This window comes from Cupriavidus sp. IK-TO18, from assembly GCF_015549295.1.
Lineage (GTDB): Bacteria > Pseudomonadota > Gammaproteobacteria > Burkholderiales > Burkholderiaceae > Cupriavidus > Cupriavidus oxalaticus_A.
Genome location: NZ_JADGMP010000001.1, coordinates 192,887 through 214,594, shown reverse-complemented (window position 1 = coordinate 214,594; position 21,708 = coordinate 192,887). Strand labels below are relative to the sequence as shown.

Genomic DNA, 21,708 nt, shown 5'->3' with positions numbered 1-21,708 from the left:
CTACCGCTGTTTTTCCTGACTTTTCCCAGACCTGACGATGCCCAAAGTCACCTTCCACAAGCTCGGCGAGACCTTTGTCGACGAGGTCAAGCCCCAGACCAACCTGGTTGTCCGCGCCGGCATCCGGCAGTTCCCCTACCCCAACCTGCGCTACGAGTGCGGCATGGGCAAATGCTCCAAGTGCGCCTGCCGCGTGCTCGCCGGGGCCGAGCACCTGCCGCCGCCCAACTGGAAGGAAAAGAAGCAGCTCGGCGAACGGCTCGAGCAGGGTTACCGGCTAGCGTGCCAGCTCTGGATCGAGCATGACATCGAGCTGGCCCAGGACGACCTGCCGGCCCCCGCCGCCCTCGCCACGGCAAGCGCGGGAGCCTGACATGTTCGTGCTGCTCACCAGCCGCCCCGGCCAGTTCCGCACCGAGCCCACCGACGGCATGACCGCCGTCGAGGCATACGACTACGTGTTCTATGGCAAGCGCACTGCACGCTTCGTCATCGCCGAGCTGGCGGCCGATACAGCCGAAAGCAAGGTACGAGTGCAGGAGGAAGCCCCACCCGGCATCGTCAACCTGATATCGACCAAGTTCCTCGACAAGTACGCCACGCTGGAGGCCGCCCGCGCCGCGCTGCGCGAGCTGGCCAGCTTCGGCAGCATGGACATCGCCCTCGTGCCCACGCCGGTCGCCGTGGGCGGCCAGTCCTGAAGCCTCCCACACGCACGCTACGCATTCATCGCCATGATCCAGATCACCTTCCTCACCAACCACGGCAAGACGGTCAGCGCGCCGGTGAACAGCAACCTGCTGCGTGTGTCGCTGCGCGAGCGGGGCGGCATCCCGTTCAAGTGCGGCGGCGGCCTGTGCGGCACCTGCAAGTGCCGCATCGACAAAGGCCGCGAGCATACCGACGCGGTCAAGCCGAAGGAAAAGAAACTGCTGACGGAAGAAGAACTCGCAGGGGGCTTCCGGCTGGCTTGCCAGACGTTCATCGAGGGCGATATCGCGGTGTCGTGGCAGCCCAGGGAGGCAGTGCGCGCCTGAGTTCAGCGCCGCCGCGCGGCGATCAACCCCGCCACCTCGTCCAACATCGCCATGTCCACCGGCTGCGTCAGGTCCAGCGCCAGCGTGTGCCGGTAATACGGGCTGAGATCCAGCCCAACCCCCAGCCCCAGCACCTCCACATCACGCAACGCCTCATGCCGCGCCACGACGGCCTTGAGGTGGTTGTCGAGATAACACGCATCGTTGGCCAGCCCTGTGGCGGTGTCCATCGGGCTACCGTCGGACACCACCAGCAGGATGCGGCGCGCCTTGCCGGTGGCGTGCAGCCGGGCGCAGGCCCACTCCACCGCCTCGCCGTCCATGCCTTCGCGGAACAGGTCGGCCTTGAGCAAGGCGGTCATGTCGGTGCGCGCACGGCGCCAGCTGCGCGCGGCATCCTTGAACACCATGTGACAGGTTTCGTTGAGCCGGCCGGGGTGCGCCGGCCGGCCGCGCGCGAGCCAGTCGGCGCGGGCGCGCCCGCCGTTCCAGGCGTTGGTGGTGAAGCCCAGCACCTCGGTGGCCACGCCGGCCTGGTCGAGGGCACGCGCCAGCAGGTCGAGCAGCAAAGTCAGCGGCTCCGCCCGCGCCTTCATCGATCCCGAGCAATCCACCAGGAAGCCCACCACGCAATCGGCGTGCGCCTTGTGCGCTTCGCGGCGGAACAGGCGCCGTTCGGCGGGCGAGCTGACCAGTTGCGCCAGCCGGCGGCCGTCGATGCGGCCGCTTTCCTCGCCGAAGGACCAGCCATCAACGCGCGGCTGCGCCAGCGCGGCGCGCAGCTTGCGCGCGAGCCGCGCCACGTTGACGCCCGCGCGGGCGATGCGTGCGTCCAGACGCGTGCGGTACTCATCGAGCAAGGCGCGCCGCACCAGCGTGGCGGCGCGCACTTCGCGGTCGTAGCGCGTGGTGAAGATACGGTAGCCATCGGCTGCGTCGGCCAGCACGCGACTGTGGCCGCTGTCGGCAAGCGCGAAGGCTTCAGCGGGCGGTTCGTCGAAATCGAGCCACAGCGCAAAGCCCGCGCGTGCCGATGAAACGGCGTTGTCGTCGTCCTCGCCGGCACGCGGCGCTTCGCTGCGGACCATGTCCCCGACGGCACGTGCCAGCGCCAGCGCATGCACGGCAAACGCGGACTGGTCGCGGCGCTGCGCGCGCAGGCCTGCCAGCGCCGTGCCCAGCACGGGAACGATGGCAGCGCGCGTGGCCTCGATCAGGTCTTCGGTCTCTTCCAGCACCGGCTCGCCGCTCAGGCGCGACCACGCCACCTGCGCCACCGTGTAGAGCAGGATGCCGAGATGGCCCTCGGTCAACCCCGAGCGATGGAACGCGCGCGACCACGCCATGAAGCCGTGCCGCAGGTTGGCTGCCACGCCGGCCATGCCGCGCGGCAGGTGGGTCTCGCAGCGCAGCTGCTCGAGCAGCTCGAAGAGCAGGCGCTCCACCGGATCGGCGGGGCAGAGGCTGCGGTGCAGCGCGGCATCGGAATGCGCCTGCCGCAGTGCCGCGCCGTCGGCGGCGCCGCGCAGGCAGGCAGCCGTGTCAGTGCCCGGATCGGTGCGCAGGTGCGGCGCATGCTGCGGCACCGGCCGCATCGCGCGCCAGAGCTGGCCGTCGCGGAAATGCAGCGCCGCATCGCCGGTCAGCGCGCGCACGGCGGCGCCGGAGAGTTCGTCCTGCCGCTGGCGCCGGCGCAGCTGCTGCGCTGCCGACGCCGTGGTCATGGCGCGGACTCCGACGCTGCCGCAACCGCGGCGGGCTCCCCGGGCAGTTGCCCGAAGCAGCGCTGATAATACTCCGCCACCACCGGCCGCTCGGCCTCGTCGCACTTGTTCAGGAAGGTCAGCCGGAACGCCAGGCCCGGATCGCGGAAGATCTGGCAGTTCTCGGCCCAGCTGATCACGGTGCGCGGCGACATCAGCGCCGACAGGTCACCCGCCGCAAACCCGCGCCGCGTCAGCCCCGCCATGGCCACCATGGCGTCGACCAGCGCGCGGCCGGCATCGTTGTCCAGCTCGGGCACGCGCGCGAGCACGATGCCCGCCTCTTCCTCGTGCGGCAGGTAGTCCAGCGTGGCGACCACGTTCCAGCGGTCGATCTGCGCGTGGTTGAGCAGCTGGGTGCCGTGATAGAGCCCGTTGACGTTGCCGAGCCCCACGGTATTGGAGGTGGCGAACAGCCGGAACGACGGATGCGGCCGGATCACGCGGTTCTGGTCGAGCAGCGTGAATTTGCCATCGCGTTCCAGGATGCGCTGGATCACGAACATCACGTCGGGACGGCCCGCGTCGTATTCATCGAAGATCAGCGCCACCGGCCGCTGCAGCGCCCACGGCACGATGCCTTCCTGGAACTCGGTCACCTGGCGCCCGTCGCGCACGACGATGGCGTCCTTGCCGACCAGGTCGAGCCGGCTGATATGCCCGTCCAGGTTGACGCGCACGCACGGCCAGTTGAGCCGCGCCGCCACCTGCTCGATATGGGTGGACTTGCCGCTGCCATGCAGCCCCTGCACCATCACGCGCCGGTCGCGCATGAAGCCGGACAGGATCGCAAGCGTCACCTCCGGGTGGAAGCGGTAGGCCGGGTCGATCTCCGGTACGTGGTCGTCGCGCAGGCTGAAGGCCGGCACCATCAGGCCGGAATCGATGCCGAACACCGCGCGCACCGGAATCATCCGGTCCGGCTTGCCATACTGCTCTTGCGTCACCTCATGCTCCTCGTTGGTCGCCATGCCTGCTATCACATCGGCACCGCGACCAGCGGGGCAACCCCGCGTGACGCCGTGCGCGCTATTCGTCCTCTTCGGCGCTATCCGCGCCGCCATGCCAGCTGCTGGCGCTTTCGGCCTCGATTGCCGCCAGCGCGCTGGCCGCGCGCTGCAGCGCCGGCAACAGCTGCACCACCTTGTCGCGCGCCACGCGCATGACCGGGGCCTGCAGCGCCAGCCCGAGGTTGGACTTGCCGCCGTCCACGGCCGGGACCAGCACGCCGATGCAGACCAGCCCGGGCAGGAACTCCTCGTCATCCAGCGCGTAGCCGTCGCGCTTCACGCGCTCCAGTTCCGCTTCCAGCTGCGCGTGGTCGGTCAGCGTGTTCTGCGTGTACCGCTCCAGCTCCGCATGGGCCAGCAGCCGCTGCCGCTGCGCCGGCGCCAGCTGCGCCAGGAACAGCTTGCCGGTGGCGGAGCAGTGCGCCGGCACGCGCGAACCCGGATGCAGGTAGAAGCGCAGCGGCGCCGCGGTTTCCACGCGGTCCAGGTACAGCACCTCGCCGCCCGAGAACGCGGTCAGGTTGCAGCTCTCGCCCACCTCTTCCACCAGCCGCCGCAGCACCATGTGGCGCGCGCCGTGCGAGGTGCTGTTGAGCAACAGGTTCTCCGCCAGCCGGCGCAGCCGCAGGCCGGTGCCGTATTGCCGCCCGTCGCCGTTGCGCTGGATCAGCCCCGCCGCCTCGAGCTGCTGCAGCATGCGGTGCAGCGTGGGCTTGGGCAGGCCGGTTTCTTCCACCAGCGCCTGCAGGTTGAAGGACTGGTCCTTCTCCGCGATGACTTCGAGCAGGCCGAACAAACGCAGTGCCGGCGTGTCTCCGTCCGGCCTGGCGTCACTTTTGGCGAGGCGCATATCGTTCATGCCTGGCTCCATCATAGGTAAGTTTCATTTTCAGAGTCAAATCATATCAATTATCGAAACTTCTGGTTGACCTTCCGCCGAGGAGGGCCTACATTCCGGTGAAACAATAAGTTTTCGGAACAACTGGTTCCGGATTTTTAAGTAGACACCGGAGACTAGTCGACATGGACGGATAAGCATCCCGTACCCGGGATTGCAAACACTGAACCGACCACGGCCCCGGCTGGCGTTTCCCGCGCCGCCACCTATACAGAAGAGAAGCCGTGGCGCCTGCCAAAAACGCTGGTCTGGCTGCAAGTAGCACCGGCAGCACGCGCAGCACAGGAGACACACCATGATCCAACAACCCGAGTCCGGCAACGGACTATCCCACGGCCTCAAGCAACGCCACATGACCATGATCGCGCTTGGCGGCGTGATCGGCGCCGGCCTTTTTGTCGGCAGCGGCGTCGTCATCAAGTCGGCCGGCCCCGGCGCGGTCCTTTCCTTCCTGATCACCGGCCTGCTGGTCGTGCTGGTCATGCGCATGCTGGGCGAGATGGCGTGCGCGCTGCCCGGCACAGGCGGCTTCTACGAGTATGCGCGCGAAGCCTGGCGCGACCGCCCCAGGGTGGGCAACCTCGCCGGCTTCCTGACCGGCTGGATGTACTGGTACTTCTGGGTCATCGTGGTGGCGCTCGAAGCCGTCGCCGGCGCCGACCTGGTGCGCTACTGGCTGCCGGACGTGCCCAACTGGATCATCAGCCTGGTGCTGCTGGTGATGCTGACGCTGACCAACCTGGTGTCGGTCAAGTCGTTCGGCGAGTTCGAATTCTGGTTCGCCTCGATCAAGGTCGCGGCAATCATCGTGTTCCTGTTCGTCGCAGGCGTGTACGTGCTGGGTCTCGCTCCCGGCGCCCACGGCATGCAGGTGGCCAACCTGACCGCCAACGGCGGCTTCATGCCGAACGGCATCGTGCCGGTGCTGACCGGCGCGGTCGCGGCCACCGGCTTCTACTTCGGCGCCGAGATCGTCACCATCGCCGCCGCCGAGACCGCCGAGCCGCAGAAGGCCGTGGCCAAGGCCACCAGCTCGGTGATCACGCGCGTGCTGGTGTTCTATGTCGGCTCGATCCTGCTAGTGGTATGCCTGGTGCCGTGGAACTCCAACAGCATCGCCACGCCGTACGTCAGCGCGCTGAACGTGATGGGCGTTCCCGCCGCCGCGCAGATCATGAACGCGATCGTGCTGACCGCGGTGCTGTCGGCGCTCAACTCCGGCCTGTACGCTTCGTCGCGCATGCTGTTCGCGCTGACCCGCCGCGGCGATGCGCCGCAGTCGCTGGCCCGCGTCAGCCGCAACGGCGTGCCGGTGCGCGCCATCCTGGTGGCCACGCTGTTCGGCTACGGCGCGGTGGTGATGTCCTATGTCTCGCCCGATACGGTGTTCGCCTTCCTGGTCAACTCGTACGGCACCGTCGCCATCTTCGTCTACATCCTGATCGCGATCTCGCAGCTGCGCCTGCGCTCGCGGCTGGAACGCGAGGCGCCGGGCCTGCTGCGCGTGCGCATGTGGTGCTTCCCGTATCTGACCTATGTCGCGATCCTGGGCATGCTGGGCATCGTGATCGCCATGGCCTTTATCCCCGACCAGCGCACGCCGCTTGCGCTGGGGGTCATCAGCCTGCTGATCCTGCTGATTGCCTACGGTGCGCGGCAACTGTTTCGCCGTGGCGCGGAGCCGGTAGTCCCGCTGGCCGAGATGCCAAGGCCCGATCTTCACAAGTATTGATGTGCCACGCGGCGCGCCAGTGCAGTAAGCTGGCGCGCTGTGTCGTTTGCAGTGTCGTTGTTATTGCTCCCGCACCATGAGCCTCAAGTCTCCCGCCACCATGTGGTTCCAGCTGTTCCAGCAGCACGCCCTGTCCGGACTGAGCCTGCAGGGCAAGATCCGCCAGATGCTGGTGTCGGCGATCCTCGACGAGCAACTGCCGCAGGGCGAACCGCTGCCGAGCAGCCGCGAGCTGTCCGCGCAGCTGCGCGTGGCGCGCAACACCGTGGTGCTGGCCTACCAGCAGCTGGTCGATGAAGGCTACCTGGTGGCGCGCGAACGCAGCGGCTATTTCGTCAATCCCGGGATCCTCGGCACGCGCGTCAGCGGCGTGGCCTCGCTGCGCGGCGAGCCGGTGCCGGCGCGCGGCGGCGAACCGGACTGGGAGCGGCGCTTCGTGTTCCGCCCCACGCAGCAGCGCAATATCGTCAAGCGCGCCAACTGGCGCGACTACCCGTACCCGTTCATCTACGGCCAGTACGACCCCACGCTGTTCCCCACTGCCGACTGGCGCGAATGCTGCCTGAAGGCGCTCAGCGTGCTCGACATCCACGACTGGGCCCAGGACATGATCCTGCGCGACGACGAGTCGCTGGTGCAGCAGATCCGCACCCGTGTGCTGCCGCGCCGCGGCGTATGGGCCGGCGCCGACGAGATCGTGGTCACCGTGGGCGCGCAGCAGGCGCTGTACCTGCTGGCCGACCTGCTGGTCAGCCCCGATACGCCGGTCGGCATCGAAGATCCCGGCTATCCGGATGCGCGCAATATCTTCGGCTCGCATACCTCGCACCTGGTACCGCTGGCGGTCGATGGCGACGGACTGGTGCTGTCCGACGCGCAGCGCGCGTGCGACTACGTCTATGTCACGCCCAGCCACCAGTGCCCCACCACCGTGACCATGCCGCTGGCGCGCCGGCAGGCGCTGCTGCGCCAGGCCGAGGAAGCGGACTTCGTGCTGATCGAGGACGACTACGAAAGCGAGAGCCGCTTCGAGGGCGACCCCACGCCCACGCTCAAGAGCCTGGACCGCAGCAACCGCGTGATCTACGTCGGCAGCCTGTCCAAGAGCCTGGCGCCGGGGCTGCGCATCGGCTATGTGGTCGGGCCGGCGCCGCTGATCGCCGAGCTGCGCGCGGCGCGGCGGCTGATGCTGCGGCACCCTTCGGCGTATATCCAGCGCGCGTTCTCGCTGTTCCTGTCGCTGGGCCACTATGACGCGCACCTGCGGCGCCTGTCGGCGGCGCACCGCGAGCGCGCCGAGGCGGTGCTGGCGGCGCTGGCCACGCATATGCCCGATTTCCGTCCGGTGCCGATCGCCGGCGGCGCGTCCTGCTGGATCGAAGGGCCGCCCTGGCTCGACGCCAACGCGCTCGCGCGCCTTGCCGAGCTGCAGGGCGTGCTGATCGAGCCCGGCAGCGTCTTCTTCATGGAGGAGCCGGCGCCTCGCAACGTGTTCCGGCTGGGCTACTCCTCGATCTCGCTGGACCGGATCGAGCCCGGCATCCGCGTGCTGGCGGGTGTCGCGCGTGAACTGCAGGCCACCCCCGGCGGCGCCGGCGCAGCCGTAGCGGACGCCACCGTCACGTCCCGCGCCCGCCCGGCGGCCTGAAACGGACCCGCTCCGGCTGGCCCAAGCGATTGTCCCGAACTGGCGCTACAGCGCCGCGGCCGGCTTCCCTATCCTCGAGTCATGGCCGGTTACCGCAGCGCCTTCTTGCGCGGACCGGTGGACAACACTCAGGAGACCAAGACATGTCCGATCGCAACACCGCCGCCGGCATCGAACTGCTGCAAGCCTTCAATGACGCCTGGAACCGCCATGACCTCGACGCCCTGATGGGCTTCATGGCCGATGACTGCGCCTTCCACGGCGTGGCCGGCAGCGAACTGCTCGGCCGCAGCTTTATCGGCCGCGACGCCGTGCGCGAAGGCTTCCAGCTCGCCTGGCAGACCTTTCCCGACGCGCAATGGGTCGATGGCGATCACTTTGTCGTGGGCGACCGCGGCGTCAGCGAATCCACCTTCAAAGGCACCCGCGCCGACGGCGCCCGCATCGAGGCGCGCATGGTCGACGTCTTCACCTTCCGCGACGGCAAGATCGCCGTGAAGAACGCCTACCGCAAGGACCGCCCGCCCGTGGTTGCGCCCGTAGTGGCAGCGCAAGCCTGAACGCAGGAGACGCGCCATGGAAGCCGTAGTCCCCCGCAGTTCCCTGGGCGGCGAGCACACGACCGCGCCGTCGCGTCCGTACGACCCCGCCTACGACCCGCTGCATACCCCCACCCCCGGACAGGGCCGCGAGTACGCGCCCACCTACTGGATCGGCACCGCCGGCACGCCGCCCGCCGACGACGGCCCGATCACCCATGACATCGACGTCGACGTGGCCATCATCGGCTCGGGCTTCACCGGCCTGACCTGCGCGATCTTCCTGGCGCAGCAGTACGGCATCAAGGCCACCGTGCTCGAAGCCAACCGCGTCAGCTGGGGCTGCAGCACGCGCAACGGCGGCCAGGCGCAATGCGCGTCGGGGCGCCTCAAGCGTTCGCAGTGGATCCAGCGCTATGGGCTGGACACCGCGCTGCGCCTGCATGAAGAGGTCTGCGACGGCATGGAGACCTTCAAGGGGCTGATCAAGGACATCGACTGCGATCCGCAGCCGGGCGGCCACCTGTATATCGCGCACCGCGACAAGGTGATGCCCGGGCTGGAAAAGGAAGCAAAAATCCTGCGGGAAGTCTTCAACTACGACGCGCGCATCCTCGATGCCAGCACCGTGCGGCGCGAATACGTCGACGACAAGGAAGCCGCGGGCGCCATGCACGAGCCCGAGGGCATCGGCATCCACGCCGGCAAGCTGGCTTTCGGCTACCTGCGCCGCGCGCGCGAGCTGGGCGCCAAGGTGCATCCGTCCAGCCCCGTGACCGGCTGGGAAACGCGCAACGGCGTCCACTACCTGCGCACTCCCGGCGGCATCGTGCGCGCCCGCGCCGTGGGCGTGGCCACTGGCGGCTACACCTCGCAGTCGCTGCACCGCCAGCTCAAGAACCGGCTGTTTCCGATCCTGTCAAACTCGATCGTCACGCGCCCGCTGACCCCCGACGAAATTGCCGCGTGTAACTTCCGCACCACGCAGGTCATCACCGACACGCGCATCCTGCGCCACTACTACCGGCTGATGCCCGACGGCCGCCTGCAGATCGGCAGCCGCAGCGCCATCACCGGCAACGACGCGCCGCAGGACCAGTACAAGCAGAAGCTGATCGCCGACATGTACCGCAAGTTCCCGGCGCTGCGCGGCATCCAGATCGACTACTCGTGGTGGGGCTGGGTCGATGTCAGCCACGACATGATGCCGCGTATCACGCAGCCGGACCCGTCGCAATCGATCTACTACGCGATGGGGTATGGCGGCAATGGCGTGATGTACTCCGCGCAGGCGGGCAAGCGGCTGGCGACGCTGATCGCCGGCAAGGAGTCGTCGCTGCCGCAGCTGCCGATCTTCCGCTCGCCGCTGCCGTTCCCGAACGTGCTCGAGATGGCGGAGTCGCGGATGTTCGCGCCGTTCCGCCGGATGGGGCAGCGGGCGCTGTATCACTGGTATCACTGGAAGGATGATGTGTTTTGAAGCGGCCACAGCACCGATGATGCCGGTTGCTTCCATCCAAAGGGACCGCTGCTAACTCATTCCTTTCTTGCAGGGATCAGGTCAAGACCATGTTCTTGAGCCGCTTGGACGTGCCTGGTCCCTCATTCATACCGCCGAAGAGTCTCCGGCCCGCTTCCCGGTTGGGCATCTCACTCCGAGACCCCCACTCGCGCGAGGCATACGCAACCAGCGCAGCAGGCATCACATTCTCGCGTTCACTAGCACCGGCGATGCGATGTCCTTGTGATCGTATTTCTAAGGCGCTGAAGCAAGCACTAATCGTACGGTACAAACTTCCCACACGAGCCGGACTGGCATACCCCTCGCAGGGATAACTCGTAGCGTGCGTTGCATCGCGCACGACCCATTGCCACGCGCAACACACAATCTAGCAGTACGACAGAAGGCGCCATAGCGTGCTGCCGAGTCTGCGGCTTTTTTAGATGTCGCTGCAAATTCTGATTTTTCCGATTGAGTTCCGTTGCCAATCCGGATTCATTAGTTACTCAGCAAAAAAACCGACTCAAGGAGCAACGATGCGCTCCCGCTTATTACCCTGTTCGCATACAAGGGGCAGTTATGGTCGACAATCGCTGCGCGCTCCGAAACGGAGACAAGACCAGTACGAACGGCGTGCTTATCGCGACAGGCCGCAGTGTATTCCACCGTGACGCAATCGTAGGTGTAGAAGGCGATCACGCAACATGCCCCGCCTGCAAGGCTGGCGGGCCGGTCATGAACGACTGCTACCCGGCCTTCGATATTGATGGCAAGCAGGTATTAGTAACAGGAGCGCGTGTCCACTGCAAATGCGCTATCAACCCGATCGTCACTCACTCACGCAGCGATTTCGTCATCGAAGTAAACCGGAGTGGTCGGCAGGCATTACTTCGGCCAGAGGCCTCGCCACTGGCCTCGTCAAAACCGGCTCAGCCTGCCTCGGCCGATTATGACGAACAAGTGCACCTGGTAGATGAAATTACACAGAAACCCTTGGCTGGCGTCGCTTATGTCATTGATGTGTCGGACGGGACCAGCTACAGCGGCCACACCGACGAAGACGGTTTCTGCCAACGCATCATGACAGCAAAGGCTGAAACGCTGACGATTTATACTGGTGACGATGCCGAGCCACGGATGTAACGTATGACCCATACTGCCAAAACCAATACCAAAAAGGGCTCCGTTCATGCGCTAGCCCGCAAGGTACGTCTTTTGTTGTGGGGCGGGGCCTATGCAACAAGTGACAACCATACATTCGAAAGAGCCAAGCGCGAAGTGACAAAGGATTACAAGCAATCCGATAACAATACACTGGAAATCATTGATGTGCAAATCGATTCCGCACAGGAATTCATTGCGACGATAAACAAGCAAAAGGTCAACAGCATTCGATCACTGGACGTATTTACGCATGGCGGCCCGGATCACCTCTATATGGTATCCGTGCGCGAGGAAAATAATGGAGGTTTTAACAATTTTCGCTGGTACCGCTACGCTGTCCACAATGCATCTCTTTCGCGCCCCGATCTTTCGAAAATTCAATTTTCAAATTTCACCAACGAGGCGAAAATCGAGTTCCATGGATGCCAGACGTCCGCCAATCCAAAAGACGAAGACAATATTGCAGCAGATTTCTCGAGACGACTGAAAGAGGCGGGAAAGATCAAGTCGTCCGTAATCGGCCACACGACGAACGCCGTCCCCGGAATTGACGCTGACGACAAACCAAGACAGGACTAAAGGCACGGCAGCCGAGCGATTTTCAAGGGCGGCCGACTAATAAAACTAACAAAACAAAAAGGTGCAATAGACGAAAAATGGTTGACACAATGAAAATCCCAAAAATAAAAATGCTTCGGTTTTTTTGCGCAATGGCCTGTATCGCGGGCGGTGCATGCGCGATATCAATCTATCCCTTCCCCTTATCTGAGCCGAACATAATTATAGAAACCCGCCACATGTCTTATGCTTGCGGAGAATGTTATGTACAAGAACGAGTTACCCGGGTCCTTGACAAGGATAGCGGAAATTTCATTGACAAACATGATTACGAATCAGAAAGCAATACGCCATTTCGCTACCTCGGATGGGACGTCGTCGTAAATTACAAGAGAAATACCGATGGATTACTGAATTCCCTCGACACCATATCAAGGAACGGCCCATATTGCGCATGGCCAGATTTTAGATTGAGAGGTCAATTCAAGCGCCGCATAATTTATTCGCATTATTTCAGGGGCGATCATTATGATGGGATCTATTTCGATACAGACGACGCGACGGCAATCTATTCATCAAACATGAACTGCCCAGAGGTGAAGCTCCCATAGGGTGCCAACTCCCCGCCGCCACCGCATCAGTTGGCGATCAATCTTGCACGCCTTGTCGGACCACCACCGACACCCAAACCGGACCCCGCCGCCTCCTCACCCCGCATGCCGCCGCAGTATGATGCCCAAGTCTCCCGCCCCGGGAGCATCGCAGCCGCATGGCGGCCGCAGTGCATCAGGAGGCACGCTTGGACCAGCCCCGGCCGTTTCCGTCCGAACCCGCGCGCCCCGGCGACCTGGTCGTCGCCCGGCCCGAAGGGTTGTATTGCCCGCCCGGCGATTTCCATATCGATCCGTGGCGCCCGGTCGAGCGCGCCGTCATTACCCACGCCCACTCCGACCACGCCCGCTTCGGGCATGCGCACTACCTCTGTTCAGAACCAGGCCGCGGCGTGCTGCTGGCGCGCCTGCCCGGCATCCACCTGAACACCCTGCCCTACGGCGAACGCATCACCCACCACGGCGTCACGCTGAGCCTGCATCCGGCCGGGCACGTGCTCGGCTCGGCGCAAGTGCGGCTGGAATATGGCGGCCAGGTATGGGTGGCCTCCGGCGACTACAAGCTGGAGGCCGACGGCACCTGCGATCCGTTCGAGCCGGTGCCGTGCGATACCTTCATCACCGAAAGCACCTTCGGCCTGCCGATCTACCGCTGGCCGTCGCAGGCAACGCTGATGGCGGAGATCTTCCACTGGTGGCGGGCCAATGTGCAGGCCAGCCGCGCCAGCATCGTCTACGCCTACAGCTTCGGCAAGGCGCAGCGCATCCTGCATGGGCTGCTGCACCATGCCGGCGTCGATGGCCTGCCCGGGCCGGTGATCGTGCACGGCGCGCTGACCACGCTCAACGCGGCCTATGCCGACGCCGGCGTGGCGCTGCCGCCGATGGCGCTGGCGTCCGAACTGCCGCCGCGCAGCCCGCTGCTGCGGCAGGCGCTGGTGGTGGCGCCGCCGTCGGCGCAGCGCTCGCCCTGGCTGCGGCGCTTCGGCGATGCGTCCGATGCCTTTGCCAGCGGCTGGATGCAGCTGCGCGGCACGCGCCGGCGCCGCGGCGTCGATCGCGGCTTTGCGCTGTCCGACCACGCCGACTGGCCGGGGCTGCTGCAGGCGATCAGCGCCACCGGCGCGGGCCGCATCATCGTGACCCACGGCAACGTGCCGGTGATGGTGCGCTACCTGAATGAACGCGGCTGGCAGGCGCAGGCGTTCGAGACCGAGTACGGCGACGACGATGAAGCGGTGCGCGTGGAGGCGCAGGCCGAAGCCGTGAGCGAAGCCAGCAACGAAGAAGCCGCCCCATGAAGGCCTTCGCCGACCTCTACGCCGCGCTCGACGGCACCACCTCCACCAAGGCCCGGCTCGCAGCATTGGTCGACTACCTGCGCGCCGCCCCGCCGCAGGACGCGGCGTGGGCGGTGTACTTCCTGGCCGGCGGCAAGCCGCGGCAGATCGTGCCGGTGTCGGTGCTGCGCGAACTCGCGCGCGAGGCCGCCGGCCTGCCCGACTGGCTGTTCGAGGAGAGCTACCAGGCCGTCGGCGACCTTGCCGAAACCATCGCCCTGCTGCTGCCCGAACCCATGGATGCCGACCACGCCGGCCTGGCCGAATGGGTCGAACAGCGCCTGCTGCCGCTGCGCAGCCTGCCGCCTGAAGACCTGATGCCGCGGCTCGATGCGCTGTGGCGGCCGCTGGACGCGCAAGGCCGGCTGGTGCTGTTCAAGCTGATCACCGGCGCCTTCCGGGTCGGCGTGTCGCGCCTGCTGGTCACGCGCGCGCTGGGCGAGGTGGCGGGCATCGAGCCCAAGCGCGTGGCCGAGCGCATGGTCGGCTACACCGACCTGTCGGCGCGCCCCGATGCCGCGCGCTTCCTCGCCCTGCTGGCGCCGGAGAGCGATGACGACCGCCAGTTGCGCGCCGGCGGCCAGCCCTACCCGTTCTTCCTCGCGCATCCGCTGCAGGCGCCCGTCGAGCAGTTCGGCGACGTGCTCGGCGCGCCTGGCGGCTGGCTGGTCGAGTGGAAATGGGACGGCATCCGCGCGCAATTGGTGTGCCGCGACGGGCAGACCTGGCTGTGGTCGCGCGGCGAGGACCTGATCACCGAGCGCTTCCCGGAGATCATCGACGCCGCGGCGGCGCTGCCCGACGGCACCGTGCTCGACGGCGAGATCGTGATCTGGCAGGACGGCCGCGTGCAGCCGTTCGCGCTGCTGCAGCAGCGCATCGGCCGCAAGACGCTGGGCGCGAAGCTGCTGCGCGATGCGCCGGCGATCCTGATGGCGTACGACCTGCTCGAATGGCAGGGCGAGGACTGGCGCGCGCGGCCGCAGGCGGAACGCCGCGCGCGACTGGAGCAGGTGGTGGCCGGCCACATCCACCCCGCGCTGGAACTGAGCCCGCTGGTCGACGCCGGCAGCTGGGAGCACTACGCGCGGCTGCGCGATGCCTCGCGCGACCTGGGCGTGGAAGGCTTCATGCTGAAGGCGGCCGATGCGGCCTATGGCGCCGGCCGCACCAAGGACGTGGGGGTCTGGTGGAAATGGAAGATCGATCCCTATTCGGTCGATGCGGTGCTGATCTACGCGCAGCGCGGGCACGGCCGCCGCGCCAGCCTCTACACCGACTTCACCTTCGCGGTGTGGAACGCGCCGCCGGGAACGCCGGGCCGCGCGCTGGTGCCGTTCGCCAAGGCCTATTCCGGGCTGACCGACCAGGAGATGCGCGCGGTCGACGCCATCATCCGCCGCACCACGGTCGAGAAATTCGGCCCCGTGCGCAGCGTCGAGCCGACGCAGGTGTTCGAACTCGGCTTCGAAGGCATTGCCCGCAGCGGCCGCCACAAGAGCGGCATCGCAGTGCGCTTCCCGCGCATGCTGCGCTGGCGCACCGACAAGCCCATCGAGGAAGCCGACACGCTGGCCACGCTGGAAGCCATGCTGCCTGGCGCTGCCACGCCACGGGAGGATGCCGCATGACCCCGCCGCGTGCCGCGCGCAAGCCGGCGGAGGACGCCACCGAGCCGCTGACCGTCGCGCAGGGCCTGCAGGCACTGTTCGATGCGCGCGGCTGGCAGCCGTTCGCGTTCCAGCGCGAAGTCTGGACCGCGATCGCGCGCGGCCAGAGCGGCCTGCTGCACGCCACCACCGGCACCGGCAAGACCTATGCGGCATGGCTGGGCGCGCTGATGGCATTCGGCACGCCGCGCGCCGCGCTGTCGCACGACAAGCCCGCGCCGCCGCTGACGGTGCTGTGGCTGACACCGATGCGCGCGCTCGCCGCCGACACCACGCGCGCGCTGCAGGCGCCGCTGGCGGAACTCGATCTCGACTGGACCGTGGCGCTGCGCACCGGCGACACCGGCAGCGCCGAGCGTGCCGCGCAGCAACGCCGCCTGCCGACCGCGCTGGTGACCACGCCCGAAAGCCTGACGCTGATGCTGACCCGCGCCGACGCGCACGAAACCCTGCGGCGCGTGCGCATGGTGGTGGTCGACGAATGGCACGAACTGATCGGCAACAAGCGCGGCGTGCAGGCGCAGCTGGCGCTTGCGCGGCTGCGGCAATGGCAGCCGGCGCTGATGGTGTGGGGGCTGTCGGCCACGCTCGGCAACCTGCCGCATGCCGCCGACGTGCTGCTGTGCGGCGTGCCGGAAGACCTGCGCGTGCTGGTGCACGGCCACACCCCCAAGCCCCTCGTCATCGACACGCTGCTGCCCGGCAATGCCAGCCGCTTCCCGTTTGCCGGCCACCTGGGCCTGTCGATGCTGCCGCACGTGGTCGAGGAGCTCGGGCACAGCGGCACCACGCTGGTCTTCCTCAACACCCGCTCGCAGGCCGAGCTGTGGTACCAGGCGCTGCTCGATGCGCGCCCCGACTGGGCAGGACAGATCGCGCTGCACCATGGCTCGCTCGACCGCGCGGTGCGCGAGTGGGTGGAACTGAGCCTTAAGAACGGCGAGCTGCGCGCGGTGGTCTGCACATCGAGCCTGGACCTCGGCGTCGACTTCCTGCCGGTGGAGCGCGTGCTGCAGGTCGGCTCGCCCAAGGGCGTGGCGCGGCTGCTGCAGCGCGCCGGGCGCTCCGGCCACGCGCCGGGCCGCGCGTCGCGCGTGACGGTGGTGCCCACGCACAGCCTGGAACTGGTGGAAGCCGTGGCCGCGCGGCATGCGGTGCAGGCGGGCCGGATCGAGGCGCGCGAGTCGCCCGACAAGCCGCTCGACGTGCTGGTGCAGCACCTGGTGACGGTGGCGCTGGGCGGCGGCTTCCGGCCCGAGGCGCTGCTGGCCGAGGTGCGCGGCGCCTGGGCCTACCGCGGCCTGACCGATGCCGAATGGCAGTGGTGCCTGGACTTCGTGCGCCAGGGCGGCGCCACGCTGTCCGCCTATCCCGATTTCCGCCGCGCGGTGCCCGACGATGAAGGCGTCTGGCGCGTGCCCGACCTCGGGCTGGCGCGGCGCCACCGCATGAGCGTGGGCACCATCGTCAGCGACGCCACCATGCAGGTGCGCTACTGGAGCCGCGCCGGCAGCGGCGGCGCCTCGCTGGGATCGGTGGAGGAAGGCTTTATCGCCCGGCTGGCGCCAGGCGACTGCTTCCTGTTCGGCGGCCGCCTGCTGGAGCTGGTGCGCGTGCAGGAGATGACCGCCTACGTGCGCCGCGCCACCGGCAGGCGCCCGGTGGTGCCGCGCTGGAACGGCGGCAAGATGCCGATGTCGACCGAGCTGGCCGAAGCGGTGATCGACACGCTCGAAGCCGCCGCCGCGGGGCGGCTCGATCCGCGCACCACGCCCGAGCTGCCGCTGATCCAGCCGCTGGTAGACCTGCAGGCGCAGTGGTCGGCGCTGCCCACGCGCCAGACGCTGCTGGCCGAGTCGCTGCACTCGCGCGAGGGCTGGCACCTGTTCCTCTACCCCTTCGCCGGCCGCTCGGTGCACCTCGGGCTGGGCAGCCTGCTGGCATGGCGGCTCGGGCAGAAGGTGCCGGCGACGTTCTCGGTCGCGGTCAACGACTACGGGCTCGAATTGCTCGCCTCAGCGCCGATGGACTGGGGCCACTGGCTGCCGCAGGTGCTGGCCGAGGAGCGCCGGCGCGACCTGGCCGCCGACGTGCTCGGCAGCCTCAATGCGGGCGAGCTGTCGCTGCGGCGCTTTCGCGAGATCGCGCGCGTCGCCGGGCTGATCTTCCAGGGCTATCCGGGCGCGCCCAAGAGCGCGCGGCAGCTGCAGGCGTCGTCGAGCCTGTTCTACGAGGTCTTCCGCAAGCACGATCCCGGCAACCTGCTGCTTGGCCAGGCCGAGCGCGAAGTGCTGATGCAGGAACTGGACGCACACCGGCTCGCTGAAACCCTCGAACGGCTGGCAACGCTCAGGCTAGACCTGCACGCCCTGAAGCGCCCCACGCCGCTGTCGTTCCCGCTGGTGGTGGAATTCCTGCGCGAGAAGCTCAGCACCGAGAAGCTGGCCGACCGCATCGCGCGCATGCTCGCCGAGCTGGAACTGGCCGCTGGCGCCGAGCCCGGCGAAGCCGCCGGCATGCAGGCCGACGCCGTGGCAGAAGCGGCGCGCTTCGGCATGGCCGACCACGCCGGTCCGTCCGGCCGCACGCCGCGCAAGCCGCGTCGCGCGCGCAAGCCCTCCAGACCCTTGCCGCTGCTATGACACCGGATGCCGGCACCCTGCAGGCCAACGGCGCCTGCCCCATTCAGGTGGCGGGAGAAACGCTGTGGCTGCTGCCCGAGCACGCGGCGTGGTGGCCGGCGGCGGGCATGCTGATGGTGGCCGACGTGCACTTCGGCAAGGCCGCGGCATTCCGCGCGCTCGGACAACCCGTGCCGCACGGCACCACCGGCGACAACCTCGGCCTGCTGACGCAGCTGACGCGGCAGTTGCCCATCGAGGAGCTGGTCTTCCTCGGCGACTTCCTGCACGCCCGCGCCGCGCGCACGCCGGCGGTGCTGGCGGCGCTGGACGGCTGGCGCCGCATCCTGCCTCCGCCGGTGCGCTGCACGCTGGTGCGAGGCAACCATGATGCGCGCGCGGGAGACCCGCCCGCTTCGCTGCAGATCCGCGTAGTGACGGAGCCGGCCGCGGCGGGCCCGTTCGCGCTGTGCCACATGCCCGGGGCATCGCCGCTGGGCTACGTGCTGGCCGGCCACCTGCACCCGGCGTGCCGGCTGCGCGGTGCCGGCGCCGACAGCCTGCGCCTGCCGTGCTTCCTGTTCGGCCCGTGCGGCGCCATCCTGCCCGCCTTCGGCGCCTTCACCGGCCACGCCACGGTGCGGCCGCAGCCGGACGAACGCGTCTACGTGGTCGGCGGCGGCCGTGTCTGGCCGGTTGGCCGCGCGCCTTAGTACAGCGCTCAGAGCAGGCCTCAGAACAGCGTGTAGCCGCCGTCGATGACGAAGGTGTCGCCGGTGTGGTAGGCCGACGCCGGGCTCATCAGGTAGACCGCAATGCCCGCGAAATCGCTGCCCTCGCCCCAGCGGCGCATCGGCACGCGCTTGTGCACCATCTCCTGGAAGGCATCGTTGGCCTGCGCGGCGCCAGTCATCTCGGTCTTGATCCAGCCGGGCAGGATCGAATGCGCGCGGATGCCCTTGCGTGCATATTCGACGGCCAGGCCGCGCATCATCGAGATCACGCCGCCCTTGGTGGCGGCGTAGTGCTCGGTGCGCGGCGCGCCTTCGATGGCCGCGACCGACGCGGTGCTGCACAGCACGCCGCCCTCGCCCTGCACCAGCATCTGCCGCACCGCGGCGCGCAGCGTGAAGAAGGCGCCATCCAGGTTGACGCGCATGGTCTTGCGCCATACCTCGGCCGTCATCGCATCGAACGGCCCCTTGTTGCCGCCGATGCCGGCGTTGGCAAAGCAGCCATCGATCCGCCCCAGCGCCGCTACCGTGCGCTGCATGGCGGCATCGACCGCCTGCTCGTCGCCCACGTCGCACACCTCGGTGTGCACGCGTCGGCCATGCTGCGCCAGCCGGTCGGCGGCCACGGCGTTCTTGTCCGCGTTGGTGCCCCAGATCGCGATGTCCGCGCCGGCCGCGGCCAGGCCCTCGGCGATGCCCAGCCCGATGCCGCCGTTGCCGCCGGTCACCAGGGCCACTTTTCCTGCCAGGTCGAAGGGGTGCTTGCTCATGTCTGTCTCCTCGGATGGTGGGTCGCTGCCTCGACCGGACATTGTTGACCCGTCACGCCACAAAGCTCGTCGTCGGAACCGATGAGTTTGGATGCGCGCCGGCGCACTTCCGGGCCGCTAAGGATTTCCATGATTGACGCTGGCCCGGGCCACCGCTCCGCCCGGCCTGTCGCCATTTCCGGCGCCGCGGCGAGGCTGGCCCCAGCGAATCCGGCCAACTGGTCCTATAGAGCTGGATCGGCGCTCACCTATAAAGCCGAGACCTTCAACCCCTTTCCTTTCGAGGAGCAGAACCATGCGGTGGATCAAGCGACTTGCGACGTATTTCGCCCTGGCAGCAGCACTGGTGCCAGCCGCCCACGCGCAAAGCAAGGATGTGGTCATTGCTTACCAGGACATGGTGGTGCCCTGGCGTTATGCGCAAGACATGAAGGAGCTGGAGAAGCAGACCGGCTACAAGGTCTCGTTCCGCCAGTTCGGCGGCGGCGGCGACGTGATCCGCGCGATGGCGTCGGGCCAGATCGCGATCGGCGAGGCGGGCACTTCGCCGATCGCCTCGGCGCTGTCGCAAGGACTGGACGTGGAGCTGTTCTGGATCCTGGATGACATCAACGCGGCCGAGGCCATGGTCGCGCGCAACGGCAGCAAGATCGCCAGCATCGGCGACCTGAAGGGCAAGCGCGTGGGCGTGCCGTTCGTGTCGACCACGCACTACCACACGCTGGTCGCGCTGGAGCGCGCCAGGGTCAATCCCAAGGACGTGCGCATCGTCAACATGCGCCCGCCCGAGGTCGCGGCCGCGTGGGAGCGCGGCGACATCGACGCGACCTTTATCTGGGATCCGGTGCTGGCCAAGCTCAAGCAGTCGGGAACGGTGCTGACGACCTCCGGGCAGATCGCCGCCGATACCGGCAAGGCGACCTTCGACGGGATGATCGCCAACAAGAAGTTCGCGCGGGAAAACCCGGAGTTCATGGTCAAGCTGGTGCGCGTGCTGGCCGCCGCGGACGACAACTACCGCAAGAACAAGGCGTCATGGACCGCCGATTCGCCGATGGTCAAGGCGGTGGCCAAGGTCTCGGGCGCCAAGGCCGAGACGGTGCCGGCCAGCATGGCGCTGTATGCCTTCCCGACGCTGGAAGAGCAGGTCTCGGAGCGCTGGCTCGGTGGCGGCGCGGCGCGTGCGCTGCAGTCGGCGGCGCAGTTCCTGAAGGAGCAAGGGACCATCCAGACAGTGCTGCCGGACTACAGCAAGGGCGTCAATGCGGAATGGGCCAAACGAGCGCTGCGGTAACGCGCGCGGTGTGTGGAACGGCAACAGCAGCGGAAATCGTCATGAACAAACTTGAAATCGATAACCTCAGCGTGAACTACGGCGCCGCCGGCGGCGCCCGCACGCTGGCCCTGTCGCAGGTCAATCTCACCATGGAGCGCGGCGATTTCGTCGTCGCGCTGGGCGCCTCGGGCTGCGGCAAGACCACGCTGCTGTCGTGCATCGCCGGCTTCATGGAGCCGTCGGAAGGCGAGATCCGGCTGAACGGCAAGGCCGTGCGCGGACCCGGTGCCGAGCGCGGCGTGGTGTTCCAGAAGCATGCGCTGATGCCGTGGCTGAGCGTGGCCGACAACGTGGCGCTGGGCCTGCGCCTGCGCGGCGTGCCGCGCGCCGAACGCCTGCGCATCGCCCGCGAAAAACTGGCCGCGGTGGGACTGGATGCGGCGGCCGCCAAGCCGGTCTACCAGCTCTCCGGCGGCATGCAGCAGCGCGTGGGGATCGCGCGCGCGCTGGCCTGCGACCCGGCCGTGATGCTGATGGACGAGCCGCTGGGCGCGCTCGACGCCCTGACGCGCGAATCGATCCAGGCGCTGATCCTCAGGCTGTGGGCGAAGGAGCAGAAGATCGTGTTCTTCATCACCCACAGCGTGGAAGAGGCGCTGTTCCTGGCGACGCGGCTGATCGTGATGACGCCGTCGCCGGGCCGCATCGCGCATACCTATGAACTGCCCTTCGCGCGCCGCTTCATCGAGTGCGGCGATGCCCGCCAGGTCAAGTCCGACCCGGAATTCATCCGCTACCGCGAAGAGATCGTTGACCTGATCCATGCCACCGCCTGA

19 protein-coding genes are annotated in these 21,708 nt (G+C 67.5%); 15 read left to right on the top strand and 4 right to left on the bottom strand.

What is annotated here, in order from left to right; translation table 11 throughout:
• Positions 1-37 precede the first annotated feature (37 nt).
• From IPF36_RS00935 to IPF36_RS00925, 3 genes are read left to right on the top strand one after another with little or no spacing between them, the layout of a single operon-like run.
• A complete protein-coding gene (locus tag IPF36_RS00935; protein WP_135702961.1) occupies positions 38-373 on the top strand; it encodes a 2Fe-2S iron-sulfur cluster-binding protein in 336 nt (111 codons plus the stop codon).
• A gap of 1 nt (position 374) precedes the next feature.
• Positions 375-701 (top strand): ferredoxin, encoded by a 327-nt coding sequence (locus IPF36_RS00930; RefSeq protein WP_195427061.1) that lies wholly within the window; start codon positions 375-377, stop codon positions 699-701.
• A 33-nt stretch (positions 702-734) separates the two neighbouring features.
• A complete protein-coding gene (locus IPF36_RS00925; protein ID WP_133094312.1) occupies positions 735-1,037 on the top strand; it encodes a 2Fe-2S iron-sulfur cluster-binding protein in 303 nt (100 codons plus the stop codon).
• 2 nt (positions 1,038-1,039) lie between these two features.
• Here the strand turns inward: IPF36_RS00925 and IPF36_RS00920 are convergent, their stop codons facing one another.
• The 3 genes from IPF36_RS00920 to IPF36_RS00910 are packed head-to-tail and all read right to left on the bottom strand — an operon-like array spanning position 1,040 to position 4,669.
• Positions 1,040-2,761, bottom strand: coding sequence for a cobalt chelatase (locus tag IPF36_RS00920; RefSeq protein WP_135702963.1), 1,722 nt, complete (start codon positions 2,759-2,761; stop codon positions 1,040-1,042).
• Positions 2,758-3,771: an AAA family ATPase gene (locus IPF36_RS00915; RefSeq protein ID WP_195427059.1), complete on the bottom strand. Its 1,014-nt coding sequence runs from the start codon at positions 3,769-3,771 to the stop codon at positions 2,758-2,760. Before IPF36_RS00915 ends, IPF36_RS00920 begins: the two co-directional genes overlap by 4 nt.
• 58 nt (positions 3,772-3,829) lie before the next feature.
• Positions 3,830-4,669, bottom strand: coding sequence for an IclR family transcriptional regulator (locus IPF36_RS00910; protein WP_195427056.1), 840 nt, complete (start codon positions 4,667-4,669; stop codon positions 3,830-3,832).
• A gap of 334 nt (positions 4,670-5,003) precedes the next feature.
• Between IPF36_RS00910 and IPF36_RS00905 the strand changes: the two genes are divergently transcribed.
• From IPF36_RS00905 to pdeM, 10 genes are all read left to right on the top strand, one after another.
• On the top strand, positions 5,004-6,440 hold the full coding sequence (locus IPF36_RS00905) for an amino acid permease (protein WP_135702966.1): 1,437 nt from the start codon (positions 5,004-5,006) through the stop codon (positions 6,438-6,440).
• Positions 6,441-6,516: 76 nt separating this feature from the next.
• The gene (locus tag IPF36_RS00900; protein WP_135702967.1) at positions 6,517-8,088 is read left to right on the top strand and encodes a PLP-dependent aminotransferase family protein; all 1,572 of its coding nucleotides are present in this window, start codon (positions 6,517-6,519) and stop codon (positions 8,086-8,088) included.
• A gap of 143 nt (positions 8,089-8,231) precedes the next feature.
• Positions 8,232-8,648, top strand: coding sequence for a nuclear transport factor 2 family protein (locus IPF36_RS00895; protein ID WP_133094306.1), 417 nt, complete (start codon positions 8,232-8,234; stop codon positions 8,646-8,648).
• A gap of 16 nt (positions 8,649-8,664) precedes the next feature.
• Entirely contained in the window at positions 8,665-10,107 is a 1,443-nt protein-coding gene (locus tag IPF36_RS00890; protein WP_195427054.1) for an FAD-binding oxidoreductase, read from the top strand.
• Between the two features lie 600 nt (positions 10,108-10,707).
• Positions 10,708-11,271, top strand: a complete 564-nt coding sequence (locus IPF36_RS00885; protein ID WP_195427053.1) for a PAAR domain-containing protein — start codon at positions 10,708-10,710, stop codon at positions 11,269-11,271.
• A gap of 3 nt (positions 11,272-11,274) precedes the next feature.
• Positions 11,275-11,871, top strand: coding sequence for a hypothetical protein (locus IPF36_RS00880; RefSeq protein ID WP_195427050.1), 597 nt, complete (start codon positions 11,275-11,277; stop codon positions 11,869-11,871).
• Between the two features lie 760 nt (positions 11,872-12,631).
• The gene (locus IPF36_RS00875; RefSeq protein ID WP_368671095.1) at positions 12,632-13,762 is read left to right on the top strand and encodes a ligase-associated DNA damage response exonuclease; all 1,131 of its coding nucleotides are present in this window, start codon (positions 12,632-12,634) and stop codon (positions 13,760-13,762) included.
• Positions 13,759-15,432: an ATP-dependent DNA ligase gene (locus tag IPF36_RS00870; protein ID WP_195427045.1), complete on the top strand. Its 1,674-nt coding sequence runs from the start codon at positions 13,759-13,761 to the stop codon at positions 15,430-15,432. Before IPF36_RS00875 ends, IPF36_RS00870 begins: the two co-directional genes overlap by 4 nt.
• Positions 15,429-18,113 carry a ligase-associated DNA damage response DEXH box helicase gene (locus tag IPF36_RS00865; protein ID WP_195427042.1) on the top strand — a complete coding sequence of 895 codons (2,685 nt, stop codon included), beginning with the start codon at positions 15,429-15,431 and terminating at the stop codon, positions 18,111-18,113. Before IPF36_RS00870 ends, IPF36_RS00865 begins: the two co-directional genes overlap by 4 nt.
• The gene (gene pdeM, locus IPF36_RS00860; RefSeq protein WP_195427039.1) at positions 18,110-18,805 is read left to right on the top strand and encodes a ligase-associated DNA damage response endonuclease PdeM; all 696 of its coding nucleotides are present in this window, start codon (positions 18,110-18,112) and stop codon (positions 18,803-18,805) included. The genes IPF36_RS00865 and pdeM overlap by 4 nt, the downstream gene beginning before the upstream one ends.
• Before the next feature lie 20 nt (positions 18,806-18,825).
• On the opposite strand, the gene IPF36_RS00855 is transcribed toward pdeM, so the two are convergent.
• Entirely contained in the window at positions 18,826-19,596 is a 771-nt protein-coding gene (locus IPF36_RS00855; protein WP_133094300.1) for an SDR family NAD(P)-dependent oxidoreductase, read from the bottom strand.
• 295 nt (positions 19,597-19,891) lie between these two features.
• Here IPF36_RS00855 and tauA point away from each other — a divergent pair, with 295 nt between their 5' ends.
• A complete protein-coding gene (gene tauA, locus IPF36_RS00850) occupies positions 19,892-20,890 on the top strand; it encodes a taurine ABC transporter substrate-binding protein (protein ID WP_133094299.1) in 999 nt (332 codons plus the stop codon).
• Positions 20,891-20,931: 41 nt separating this feature from the next.
• On the top strand, positions 20,932-21,708 hold the full coding sequence (locus IPF36_RS00845) for a taurine ABC transporter ATP-binding protein (RefSeq protein WP_133094298.1): 777 nt from the start codon (positions 20,932-20,934) through the stop codon (positions 21,706-21,708).